Genomic DNA, 11,939 nt, shown 5'->3' on the forward strand with positions numbered 1-11,939 from the left:
TTTGGAGGGAAAAAGGTTCTCTTGAATAAAATAAGTGCGGTGATGATGGCTTGAAGGATACACCTGTTTCCATTCCGAACACAGAAGTTAAGCTTCAAAACGCCGATAGTAGTTGGAGGAACGCCTCCTGCGAGGGTAGGAAGTTGCCGTGCTTGTTAATATGGAGGATTAGCTCAGTTGGGAGAGCATCTGCCTTACAAGCAGGGGGTCACAGGTTCGAGCCCTGTATCCTCCATTTGAGTCGCTAGCTCAGTTGGTAGAGCATTGGACTTTTAATCCAAGGGTCGAGGGTTCGAGCCCCTCGCGACTCATCAAGAATTAAAAAAAAGTTCTTGACATTCGATTGTTAATCTTGTAAGATTAAATAGTCGTCTTGAGGACATCATGATGCTGACTTAGCTCAGTTGGTAGAGCATCTGTCTTGTAAACAGAGGGTCGGAGGTTCGAATCCTCTAGTCAGCATTATGCGGAAGTAGTTCAGTGGTAGAACATCACCTTGCCATGGTGGGGGTCGCGGGTTCGAATCCCGTCTTCCGCTTTTGTCAATTATGCCGGGGTGGCGGAACTGGCAGACGCACAGGACTTAAAATCCTGCGGTGAGTGATCACCGTACCGGTTCGATTCCGGTCCTCGGCATTGAATATGCACCCATAGCGCAACTGGATAGAGTGTCTGACTACGAATCAGAAGGTTGTAGGTTCGACTCCTACTGGGTGCATTATCGGGAAATAGCTCAGTTTGGTAGAGCACTTGGTTTGGGACCAAGGGGTCGCAGGTTCGAATCCTGTTTTCCCGATAAATGAGTTTTTCTCAATTAATATTTCATCGCGGTGTAGCTCAGCTGGCTAGAGCGTTCGGTTCATACCCGAGAGGTCGAGGGTTCGATCCCCCCTGCCGCGATTGGATCTAAGAACTTGGACCTTTAGCTCAGTTGGTTAGAGCAGACGGCTCATAACCGTCCGGTCGTAGGTTCGAGTCCTACAAGGTCCACTTAATTAAATATCATGGAGGATTACCCAAGTCTGGCTGAAGGGAACGGTCTTGAAAACCGTCAGGTCGGGGCAACTCGGCGCGGGAGTTCGAATCTCCCATCCTCCTTATTATAATCGCGGGATGGAGCAGTCTGGTAGCTCGTCGGGCTCATAACCCGAAGGTCGTAGGTTCAAATCCTGCTCCCGCAATTATGGTTCGTTGGTCTAGTTGGTTTAGGACGCCTGCCTGTCACGCAGGAGATCACGGGTTCGAGTCCCGTACGAACCGTTTGATGGCTCGGTAGCTCAGTCGGTAGAGCAAAGGATTGAAGCTCCTTGTGTCGGCAGTTCGATTCTGTCCCGCGCCATTATCCCTAATGCGGGTATAGTTTAGTGGTAAAACCACAGCCTTCCAAGCTGTTGTCGCGAGTTCGATTCTCGTTACCCGCTTAATAAGTTGAATAACTTGTTATATTGAATGGATCTGTAGCTCAGCTGGTTTAGAGCGCACGCCTGATAAGCGTGAGGTCGATGGTTCGAGTCCATTCAGATCCATTTGGAGAAGTACTCAAGTGGCTGAAGAGGCACCCTTGCTAAGGGCGTAGGTCGGTAACACGGCGCGGGGGTTCGAATCCCCCCTTCTCCGTAAGCCAATATGACCCGTTGGTCAAGTGGTTAAGACACCGCCCTTTCACGGCGGTAACATGGGTTCAAATCCCGTACGGGTCATTTCTTTCTTATACATATTCCTTATCGCGGGATGGAGCAGTCTGGTAGCTCGTCGGGCTCATAACCCGAAGGTCGTAGGTTCAAATCCTGCTCCCGCAATATGGTTCGTTGGTCTAGTTGGTTTAGGACGCCTGCCTGTCACGCAGGAGATCACGGGTTCGAGTCCCGTACGAACCGTGTGACTTATAATTACGCATCGCTTCGGCGATGCTTTTTTGTACTCTAAATTTTCAACCTCAGACTGAAACCAATTATCAAAAGGGGAGAGTTAATGAATTGTATAAGATTTATTTCAGATGATGATTTTCCTTTGATTTTATAAGTATTTTACGATATAAAGTAAAATATAAATTTTAGTTTGAGGTATGAAAATGAAGAAGAGAAAAGATCGAATTACAAGTCGAAGAGAATTACATCATTTGAAAAAAATTCAAAAAGTTAAGAAGGCAACAACCGCTTTAGGAACCTCATTAATGGTTGGGACTGTTGGATTGTTAATGGGGAATAAGAATAAAGTTCAAGCGGATACAACCGTTCATGTAAATAAGACAAATGAAACGTCGTCGAGCACAAGTAAGGTTACCCAGTCAAGTTCACAATCAGCAACCTCAAGTTCAGTTCAATCATCATCGGTTGCAGCAGGGTCACGGGTTACCCAGGAAGTCGTCTATTCGTCAAGTTCAAGTTCGAACTTAAATGTAGAGAAAAATACTTCATCTCAAAATGAGAGCTCAAGTCAAAGCAGTTCAAACATTAAAAGTTCGAGTACGTCTTCCGTGGCAGATTCATCTTCTTTACAAACCCATGAACAAAATAAAATGGTTGAAGGTTCATCAACAGCAAGTTCTTCAAGTTCAAAGAGCGAATCATCAAGTTCACAATCATCAGTTAAACCTGAAAAACAAAACTTAGCTGTTCAAACAGGACCATCTGAACAGGATTTGCAAAAACAATGGGCTGCCGAAATTTCATCATATCCGGGAAACGTTCAATCATTTTTGAATACGATTGGACCAGTCGCACAGCAAGTTGCCCAAGAAAATGGAATCTATGCTTCTGTAATGATTGCGCAGGCAGCGTTAGAAAGCGGCTGGGGAAATAGTGCTTTAAGTACTCAAGGCCATAATTTATTTGGAGTTAAGTGGAATGGAACAGGGAACTATGTTACGATGCCGACTCAGGAGTATTATGGCGGTCAATGGCATACGATTAACGCGAAGTTTCAAAGTTATAACAGTTATTATGATTCTTTAACTGGTTACGCTCAGTTGATCAAAAATAATTTTCCAAATTCAACCCGGGCCAATGCTGCTACTCCGCAAATTGCGGCGGCTAACTTGAAGTACGGGGTATATGGTTCTTACGCAACTGATCCCAATTATGTAAATTCACTTGACCGGATGATCAGTGATTATGGGCTGACCCGGTATGATGTATATACAGGAACTTCATCAACGAATCAAAACCAGCAAAATTCAAATGCGGCAAATAGCAATCAACATGAAAGTCAAATTTCAGCTGGAAATGGAAATCAGATCCCAGACACATACACGGTAAAAGCCGGGGATTCATTGTGGGGAATTTCCCAAACATACGGGACAACGGTCAACAATTTGAAGCAAATTAATAACTTATCTTCAAATGTAATTTACGTTGGTCAAGTTTTGAAGTTGAAGCAACAATCAAATTCGACGTCAAATCAAGCACCGCAAACAACAGCTGATACCTACACTGTCCAATCAGGTGACACTTTATGGGGAATCGCGAATACGCATGATACGACGGTCAATAATTTGAAACAAATTAACGATTTAACATCAGATACGATCTACGTTGGTCAAGTTTTGAAATTGAAGCAACAATCAAATTCAACGTCAAATCAAACGCCACAAACAACAGCTGATACCTACACTGTGCAAGCAGGTGATACTTTATGGGGAATTGCGAATACACATGACACAACGGTCAATAATTTGAAACAAATTAATGATTTAACGTCAGATACGATCTATGTTGGTCAAGTTTTGAAATTAAAGCAACAATCAACGACTCAACAAGAATCCCAACCAAGTCAATCAAATTCAAGTGATTTCTATACGGTTAAGGCGGGCGATTCACTGTGGAAAATTGCGATGGGAAATGATTTGACGGTTAGTCATTTGAAACAGATGAACAACTTGACGACCAATACGATTTACGTTGGCCAACAATTGCGGATCAAGGAAGGACAATCAAATTCGCAAGCAAGCCAATCAAATTCAAATTCACAAACGAACCAGTCCAGCCAAAATGCAGGGACGTATACGGTTAAAGCCGGTGATACTTTGTGGGGAATTGCAAATGACCATGACACAACGGTAAATGCGTTGAAACAGAATAATCATTTGAATTCTGACACGATTTATGTCGGTCAGATATTATCACTTGGTCAGGCAGCTTCAACGAGCTCACACAGCCAATCAAGCGCTTCTGCACAATCATCGTCATCGACCAATGGAACGTATACGGTAAAAGCGGGCGATACGTTGTGGTCAATTGCGAACGCCAATGATATGACGGTTGCTCAGTTGAAACAGAAGAATGATTTGAGTAACGATACGATTTATGTTGGCCAAACGTTGAATGTTTCTTCTGCCAAGGCAACTTCAACAACTTCAATGGCTTCAGCAACGTATACAGTCAAGTCTGGCGACTCATTGTGGCAGATTGCGTCTGCAAACGGGACGACCGTGAACCAATTAAAAGCACTGAACAATTTAAGTTCAGATTTGATTTATGCAGGACAACAGTTGAAACTCCGGTAATCTGAATTGAAATGCAGCCGGTGATATGATAAAATTACCTTAACATTTAACGCAGATAAGGAATAGTAGATGATAGCTTGGTTTTCAGAGAGGACATGGCGGTGAAAATGTTCAGCTAGGCATTATCGAACTCGCCTTTGAGTCTTTGACTGAATTAAGTAGGTTGAAGCGGTGGTAAGCCGTTATCTTATTGAGAGCCGATTAAATCGGAAGATAGGTGGTACCGCGATCAATTCGTCCTATTCAAGTGAAAGCTTGGATAGGGCTTTTTACGTTAAATTAAATTTTGAAATGAAGGAGCAAAACGATGGCATACGATCACAAGAAGATTGAAAAGAAATGGCAACGTTACTGGGACGAACATAAAACGTTCAAGACAACGGAAGATCCGAATAAGAAAAAGTATTACGCAATGGATATGTTCCCTTATCCATCAGGTCAAGGATTGCACGTTGGTCACCCAGAAGGATACACTGCAACGGATATTCTTTCACGAATGAAGCGGATGCAAGGATATAATGTTCTTCATCCAATGGGGTGGGATGCGTTTGGTTTACCAGCTGAACAATATGCATTAAAGACTGGACATTCTCCACGAGAATTTACGCAAAAGAATATTAACAACTTCCGCCGTCAAATCAAGTCACTTGGACTTTCATATGATTGGGACCGGGAAGTTAATACAAGTGATCCGTCATATTACAAGTGGACTCAATGGATCTTTGAACAACTTTACAAGAAAGGCTTAGCATACGAAGCGGAAGTTCCGGTTAACTGGTCACCAGATTTAGGAACGGTTGTCGCAAACGAAGAAATCGTTGATGGGAAGACTAAGCGGGGCGGATTCCCGGTTGTGCGGAAGCCAATGAAACAGTGGATGTTGAAGATCACTGCTTACGCTGACCGGTTGATCGATGATTTAGATGACTTAGACTGGCCAGAAGCAATCAAGGAACAACAACGCAACTGGATCGGGCGCTCAGTGGGAGCCGCAGTGAACTTTAAGGTTGATGGTCAGGATCAACAAATTGAAGTCTTCACAACGCGTCCAGACACGATTTACGGCGTTTCAGTTCTTGTTTTAGCTCCTGAACATGATTTGGTTAAGAAGTTAACAACCGCTGATCAAAAGGATGCCGTTGACAAGTATATCGAAGAAGTTTCACACAAGTCAGATCTGGAACGGACAGACCTTGCGAAAACGAAGACCGGGGTATTTACCGGCAGCTACGCAATCAATCCGGTAAACGGCGAAAAAATCCAAATTTGGATCGCTGATTATGTTTTGTCATCATACGGAACAGGGGCAATCATGGTTGTTCCAGCTCATGATGATCGGGATTATGAATTTGCCAAGAAATTTGATTTGCCAATCAAGCCGGTCATCGAAGGCGGCGACATTGAAAAGGAAGCCTATACAGGCGAAGGCAAACACATCAACTCTGGTTTCTTGGATGGAATGGATAAGCAAGAAGCCATCAATAAGATGTTTGACTGGTTGGAAGAACACGGCGTTGGTCACAAGAAGGTCAACTACCGGTTGCGTGACTGGTTATTCTCACGGCAGCGTTACTGGGGTGAACCAATTCCAGTTATTCACTGGGAAGATGGCGAAACAACGCTTGTTCCGGAAGACCAATTACCATTGGAACTTCCAAAGACGGATAATATTAAGCCGTCAGGAACAGGTGAAAGCCCGTTAGCCAACCTTGATGACTGGGTAAACGTAGTTGATGAAAATGGACGGAAAGGCCGGCGCGAAACAAACACAATGCCGCAATGGGCTGGAAGTTCATGGTACTTCTTGCGTTATGTTGATCCGCATAACAAGGAAGCCTTAGCCGATTACAATAAACTGAAAGAATGGATGCCGGTCGACCTTTACATTGGTGGAGCTGAACACGCGGTTCTTCACTTATTGTATGCCCGGTTCTGGCACAAATTCCTTTATGACTTAGGCGTTGTTCCAACGAAGGAACCATTCCAACGGTTAGTTAACCAAGGAATGATTCTGGGTGAAAACCATGAAAAGATGTCGAAGTCAAAGGGCAACGTTATTAATCCTGATGACATCGTTGAAAAATACGGGGCTGATACATTACGGGTTTACGAAATGTTTATGGGTCCGTTGGAAGCTTCAAAGCCGTGGACTGAAGACGGCTTAAACGGGGCTTACAAGTTCGTTAACCGGATTTGGAACTTATTGATCGATGAAGATGATAAGTTGCGTGATCGGGTATCAACGGCTAATGATGGCAAGTTGGATAAGATCTACAACCAAACCGTCAAGAAGGTTACGGAAGACTTTGAAGATTTGCACTTCAATACCGCAATTTCACAATTGATGGTCTTTGTTAACGAATGCTACAAGGCTGACATTCTTCCGCTTGAATACATGGAAGGCTTTGTGAAACTGATTGCACCGGTAATGCCGCACATTGCCGAAGAATTATGGACAAAGCTTGGACATGTTGGAACGATCACCTATGCAGAATGGCCAACATACGACGAAAGCAAGTTAGTTGAAAAGAACGTTGAAATTGTAATTCAAGTTAACGGGAAGAAACGGCAACATTTAGTTGTGTCAAAGGATGCATCAAAGGATGAAATCCAAGAATTAGCAATGAATGATGAAAAGATCAAGGCAGAACTTGAAGGAAAGACGGTACGGAAAGTAATCGTTGTTCCTGGCAAGTTAGTCAACATTGTTGCAAATTAAAGATGAAAGAGGCTGCTTATTAGCAGCTTCTTTTTCTTTAGGGGCAATTCATGTACAATAAAAAGGAAGGAGATGGCATCGATGACAAATGTGCAAGTTCAACGTGATGGATTAACGCTTCGGGGAGTCTTGGAAATCCCTGAAGGTAAAGATAAGTATGATATGGCGATTTTGATGCACGGCTTTACTGGAAATTGCGGCCGCGATAATCCCGGAAATTTACATTATCAGCTAGCCCAGATGTTAAAGAAAATGGGAATTGCATCGGTCCGATTTGATTTTAATGGCCATGGTCAAAGTGATGGAAGTTTCACTGACATGACGGTGATGAATGAAGTCAGCGACGGCCGGGCAATTTTGGATTATGTTCGTCAAATGCCGCAAGTTGAACATATCTTCTTGCTAGGCCATTCGCAGGGCGGAGTGGTCGCAAGTATGCTTGCCGGCTATTATCATGAATATATTGATAAATTAGTTTTGATGGCCCCGGCTGCGACGCTAAAGACGGATGCACTTGCCGGTCACACCCAGGGATTAATTTATGATCCGCAGCATATTCCAGATAAGCAGCATTTAAAAGATCATTATGATTTAGGCGGCTTTTATTTACGGGTCGCCCAGACATTGCCGATTTATGAAACGGCGGCTGAATATCACGGACCAGTATGCCTTATCCATGGAACGGCTGATCAAGTGGTTGATCAGCATGCCTCGATCAAATATGATGATGGCTATTCCAATAGTACATTGCATTTGATTGAAGGTGCCAGTCATTTGCTTGATGGCGAGAGCCGCCAAAAAGTTTTGAACATTGTAAGTGAGTTTATCAAGTAAGGAAGGAATATTAAGAATGTTTTTATCAACAGGTGGATTAAATCAAGGATACGCAATTCACGGAATTGTAAACGCAACGGTCAAGGAAGAACTGCATGCCGACGAACTTGAACGGGTTGATGATTTTGACGACTTATATGAACAAGTTGAAATGAAACTAATTGAAAAGGCAGTTGCTAAAAATGCTGACGGAATCATCAACGTTCGCTTTGAACCACAAGTTGTCCGGGTATCCGTTGGACCAAAGTATATTGTTCTTCACGGCTACGGAACGGCAGTTAGTTTGTTGCATAAGAAAAAATAACTCTTGAATCTTAGACGGGGTTTAGTGTACAATAAACCTTGTTGTTGCCACTGTGGCGGAATTGGCAGACGCGCAGCGTTCAGGTCGCTGTTGGGTTTTCCCAGTACAGGTTCGACTCCTGCCAGTGGCATTTTTTAATTCATATCGATTGTTTGGACTAATAAAAACGCCTTGAGATAGGCGTTTTTATTTTTTATAAATTCTAAATTGAAGATAATTTGTAAACATTGACACACGATTGACACACGTTGAAAGGTGTGGGTGTCAGAAGTGTGTGTCACTTAAGTAAAAACAGGCTGCTCATCACAACCTGTTTCAAAATTATTTATTCAATTCAACAATTTTTTGGTATAACTTTTTGTCGTGCATTAAAACAGCTTCTAATGCTTCAAGTTCTTCCTTAGTCAACTTTTCAGCCATATCGAATGCCTCTTTCTTTTAATTGTTATCTAAATTTTAGAATAAATTAGGTTGATGTACAAGGGAAAATCAGATAAACATTATTACATTTTCAAGGGCAGCGGTTGTTTTTTCAGCTAATTCGTCAATTGAGTATTTTGAAGGATTACTGATCCAGTCAGTTAAGATATTCCAAAAACCGCCAATAAAAAAATTCATCATAATTTTAATTGAATCGTCGGCGTTAAAAGTATGCCAGGGGAGTTCGACTGATTGGTACAGTTTTGGCCCAAGTGAATTAAGCTTTTTTAGGACAATTGAAAGCAGATTATTGTCAGATAAGGTCTTAAGAATTTCAAAGTTATCCTTTCCAAATTGAAAGACAATGGTAATTAAGTCTTGAAACTTCTCAGGTGATTTGCTTTGAATTTGTGAGATGTAATTTGCAATCAAATTATCAGCAATCTTTTCGACAATATCATTTTTGGAATTGAACTTACGGTAGAACGTATTTCGTGAGACTTGAGCTTTTTTACAAATTTCAGTTGTTTTAATTTCTTCGAATGATTTAGTTTTCAACAAGTCAATAAAGGCTTCAATGATCCATTCTTTTGTTTGTTCTGCAATTCGACGTGACATAATAAACTCCTTAGTCTAACAATTAACCCAAAATGTCCTCTTAGTTAAGATTTCGCTAGCGGTATTTACTTCGATGGAAGAACGGCTTAATCTTAAATTAGCTTATGGTACAAGTGTACCACATAGCACAAAGTGTAACGTTACAATTTGTTAAATTATTGTTCTAGTAAGGAGATCAATTATGGTAAAAGGAAAGAATCGCTTAGTTTTGGTTATCCTTTGCATTTCAAATTTTCTTTGTATGCTAGATACAACAATTATGACAATTGTTATTCCCAAAATTCAAAGTGGATTAAATGCAAGTTTGGATCAAGTTTCATGGGCTGTAAATTTATATGCAATTATTTTTGCTTCGGTTACATTGCTCGCAGCCCGAATTGCAGAAATTTACGGTAAAAACCGGTATTTGCTATATGGATTAATTTTATTTTTAATTGGATCAATTGGAAGTGGATGCGCACCGAGTCTTGGTTTTCTATATGGAAGTCGGATCATTCAAAGTTTAGGTGCAACCTTTATTCTTCCGCTGGGAACGATTATTGGAATGGAAATCGTTGCGCAACAGGATCGAAATAAAATTGTTTCTCTGGTTGGAGGTTGTCAGGGATTTGCAGCAGCGGTTGGCCCGGTTACTGGCGGCTTGATTTCAAAATACTTTGGATGGCGCGGTGTATTTTTCATCAATGTTCCATTCTTGATCGGATTGATTCTTTTAATTCCGTTTTGTATGAATTTGAAACATGAAAAGAAACTTAAAAATGTAAAAATTGATTTTTTAGGTGCGATTTTGAGTATCGGGATGATGCTTGGATTAACCCTAGGATTAGTTCAAGGAAGACAATGGCATTGGGATTCACCTGCAATTATCTCGTTATTTGGGCTATCGGTAATTTGCGGAGTGGGATTTATTATTATCGAAATGAAAAGTACCAAACCAATGATTGACTTATCATTGTTCAAAAGTCGGAATTTTGACGGGGCTTCATTGGCATTAGCAATTAGCAGTTTCTTCTTAGGGGGATTTGTAATCTTAATTCCGACATTTCTTGTTAAATTTAAGGGATTGACAGAACTTCAAGCGGCAATTCGAATTTTACCGTATTCAATCACGGTGTTTTTAGCAGTTATCATTGCGTCATTATTAGTAAAGAAGATCAACAACCGCTTAATGATTTTGATTGGATTTATTTTGATCTTTGTCAGTTATTGTTTTTTGAGTAAATTACAGGTTAATTTATATCACCGCCTGATGATTGGTTCAATTTTATTGGGATGCGGATATGGAATTGTTGCCGGACCAACGACCGTGATTTCAGCAGCGGATTTTAAAGGTCAAAAGTTAACATCGTCGCAAAGTGTAATGAATGTTTTACGGCAGGTAGGGTTAGTAATGGCAATTGCAATTTGTATGACATTGCTGAATGGAAATGTATCAAACGCAAAGCAGACGATTCAAAGTTATGGAAATCAGCAAATTGCTGATAGTGGCTTAAACCAGCAAGTTAAGAATAAATTGAAACGAAAATTAGATCAAAAAATTGAAAATGCTCAAAATAGTACTGATTCAAAAGTGACGGTGAAATTCACTCCAATTAAAGTTCCGCAGAGTCAAGTTGAACGAGTTACGAATCAAACGGTTCAAGCTATTTTCCAAAAGAAAGGACTTGCTGAAAACAAAATTCCAGATAAAATAAAACAAGCAGTTTATCACGAAACTTACGTGAAAGTTGCTTCGAAATTTAACCAACAAGTACAACAGATCAATTCAACAATTAGACGAATTATTTCAAACGTAAAAGAAAAGGCGAAGTCAGAGTTGAAAAGGGCGTTTATTAAGGTATATGCCCAATTAGCTCCGATAGCATTGCTTTCATGTTTGATAGTGTTGATTTTGAAAAAAGGTAAGAGAGAAGAAAGTTAAAATGGAGTATTTGATTTTTCCAATTTTATTTATGCTTCATGATTTTGAAGAAATTATTTGGGGACATCCATGGTTAAAAAGAAATGTTTCTTCACTTCAAGTTCCCAACTTTATTAAAAGGATGTTAGTTGCTGTGGCTAATCTGTCTTCAAAACAATTTACTCTAATTGTTATGGAAGAGTTTATCGGCTGTATTCTCATTTCACTTTGTGCCTTTTGGGGCAGAGGAAAATGGCTTTTTTTAGGAATAATGATTGGGTATGTTTTGCATTGTATTATGCATGTTGTGCAGTGCATGTATATTAAAAGATATATTCCATTAGTAATTTCTGCTGTTATAACAGGGATAATTGTTGGAATATTAATTTTTAAGTTGTTTCGGGGAGTAGCATTCGTCAAAATGATAATTGATGGACTGATTGGTACAGTTTTAATCATTGTAAATATCCTTTTTGCATTTTGGTGTTCAAAATTTTTTTAAAAGATTTTTGATATACTAGTTTTAGTAAGATAAAAACACAGTTTCGGTTGGTAGTCCGAACCAGAATGATTTCTGAAGTATCCTTCCTCCTTAGGTCGTCCGTTCTTACTTAATAATTAATTAAGCGTAATGGTATTA

General features: G+C 40.6%; 7 protein-coding genes, 20 tRNA genes, 1 rRNA gene and 1 other annotated feature. Of the genes, 27 read left to right on the forward strand and 1 reads right to left on the reverse strand.

What is annotated here, in order from left to right; translation table 11 throughout:
• The first annotated feature begins 35 nt into the window (after positions 1-35).
• From rrf to A3O17_RS04255, 25 genes are all read left to right on the forward strand, one after another.
• A 5S ribosomal RNA gene (rrf, locus tag A3O17_RS04135) occupies positions 36-152 on the forward strand.
• A gap of 10 nt (positions 153-162) precedes the next feature.
• Positions 163-235: transfer RNA gene (locus A3O17_RS04140), tRNA-Val, on the forward strand.
• Between the two features lie 3 nt (positions 236-238).
• Positions 239-311: transfer RNA gene (locus tag A3O17_RS04145), tRNA-Lys, on the forward strand.
• A gap of 78 nt (positions 312-389) precedes the next feature.
• Positions 390-462: transfer RNA gene (locus tag A3O17_RS04150), tRNA-Thr, on the forward strand.
• Positions 463-466: 4 nt separating this feature from the next.
• Positions 467-538: transfer RNA gene (locus tag A3O17_RS04155), tRNA-Gly, on the forward strand.
• 12 nt (positions 539-550) lie between these two features.
• Positions 551-636, forward strand: a tRNA-Leu gene (locus A3O17_RS04160).
• Positions 637-644: 8 nt separating this feature from the next.
• Positions 645-718 (forward strand) — tRNA-Arg (locus A3O17_RS04165).
• Between the two features lie 4 nt (positions 719-722).
• Positions 723-796: transfer RNA gene (locus A3O17_RS04170), tRNA-Pro, on the forward strand.
• Positions 797-826: 30 nt separating this feature from the next.
• Positions 827-900, forward strand: a tRNA-Met gene (locus A3O17_RS04175).
• Between the two features lie 16 nt (positions 901-916).
• Positions 917-990 (forward strand) — tRNA-Ile (locus A3O17_RS04180).
• Positions 991-1,006: 16 nt separating this feature from the next.
• Positions 1,007-1,098: transfer RNA gene (locus A3O17_RS04185), tRNA-Ser, on the forward strand.
• Between the two features lie 9 nt (positions 1,099-1,107).
• A tRNA-Met gene (locus A3O17_RS04190) sits at positions 1,108-1,181 on the forward strand.
• 4 nt (positions 1,182-1,185) lie between these two features.
• Positions 1,186-1,260: transfer RNA gene (locus A3O17_RS04195), tRNA-Asp, on the forward strand.
• Between the two features lie 6 nt (positions 1,261-1,266).
• A tRNA-Phe gene (locus tag A3O17_RS04200) sits at positions 1,267-1,339 on the forward strand.
• Positions 1,340-1,350: 11 nt separating this feature from the next.
• A tRNA-Gly gene (locus A3O17_RS04205) sits at positions 1,351-1,421 on the forward strand.
• Positions 1,422-1,451: 30 nt separating this feature from the next.
• Positions 1,452-1,526 (forward strand) — tRNA-Ile (locus A3O17_RS04210).
• Between the two features lie 3 nt (positions 1,527-1,529).
• Positions 1,530-1,617, forward strand: a tRNA-Ser gene (locus tag A3O17_RS04215).
• Between the two features lie 11 nt (positions 1,618-1,628).
• Positions 1,629-1,700: transfer RNA gene (locus A3O17_RS04220), tRNA-Glu, on the forward strand.
• A 25-nt stretch (positions 1,701-1,725) separates the two neighbouring features.
• Positions 1,726-1,799, forward strand: a tRNA-Met gene (locus A3O17_RS04225).
• Positions 1,800-1,802: 3 nt separating this feature from the next.
• Positions 1,803-1,877: transfer RNA gene (locus tag A3O17_RS04230), tRNA-Asp, on the forward strand.
• Between the two features lie 194 nt (positions 1,878-2,071).
• Complete coding sequence (locus A3O17_RS04235) at positions 2,072-4,504, forward strand: LysM peptidoglycan-binding domain-containing protein (protein ID WP_064208073.1); 2,433 nt, start codon at positions 2,072-2,074, stop codon at positions 4,502-4,504.
• A gap of 43 nt (positions 4,505-4,547) precedes the next feature.
• Positions 4,548-4,749: a binding site (T-box leader), on the forward strand.
• A gap of 62 nt (positions 4,750-4,811) precedes the next feature.
• Positions 4,812-7,223, forward strand: a complete 2,412-nt coding sequence (gene leuS / locus A3O17_RS04240) for a leucine--tRNA ligase (RefSeq protein ID WP_064208074.1) — start codon at positions 4,812-4,814, stop codon at positions 7,221-7,223.
• Between the two features lie 81 nt (positions 7,224-7,304).
• A complete protein-coding gene (locus A3O17_RS04245; RefSeq protein ID WP_064208075.1) occupies positions 7,305-8,057 on the forward strand; it encodes an alpha/beta hydrolase family protein in 753 nt (250 codons plus the stop codon).
• Between the two features lie 16 nt (positions 8,058-8,073).
• The gene (locus A3O17_RS04250) at positions 8,074-8,361 is read left to right on the forward strand and encodes a hypothetical protein (protein ID WP_057827846.1); all 288 of its coding nucleotides are present in this window, start codon (positions 8,074-8,076) and stop codon (positions 8,359-8,361) included.
• Between the two features lie 46 nt (positions 8,362-8,407).
• Positions 8,408-8,491, forward strand: a tRNA-Leu gene (locus tag A3O17_RS04255).
• Between the two features lie 359 nt (positions 8,492-8,850).
• Here the strand turns inward: A3O17_RS04255 and A3O17_RS04260 are convergent.
• Positions 8,851-9,399: a TetR/AcrR family transcriptional regulator gene (locus tag A3O17_RS04260; protein WP_064208076.1), complete on the reverse strand. Its 549-nt coding sequence runs from the start codon at positions 9,397-9,399 to the stop codon at positions 8,851-8,853.
• A gap of 181 nt (positions 9,400-9,580) precedes the next feature.
• On the opposite strand from A3O17_RS04260, the gene A3O17_RS04265 reads away from it, so the two are divergent.
• Positions 9,581-11,320, forward strand: a complete 1,740-nt coding sequence (locus tag A3O17_RS04265) for an MFS transporter (protein ID WP_064208077.1) — start codon at positions 9,581-9,583, stop codon at positions 11,318-11,320.
• 1 nt (position 11,321) lies between these two features.
• Positions 11,322-11,801, forward strand: a complete 480-nt coding sequence (locus A3O17_RS04270; protein ID WP_064208078.1) for an HXXEE domain-containing protein — start codon at positions 11,322-11,324, stop codon at positions 11,799-11,801.
• Positions 11,802-11,939 lie beyond the last annotated feature (138 nt).

Source organism: Ligilactobacillus aviarius, from assembly GCF_001654615.1.
GTDB lineage: Bacteria > Bacillota > Bacilli > Lactobacillales > Lactobacillaceae > Ligilactobacillus > Ligilactobacillus aviarius_B.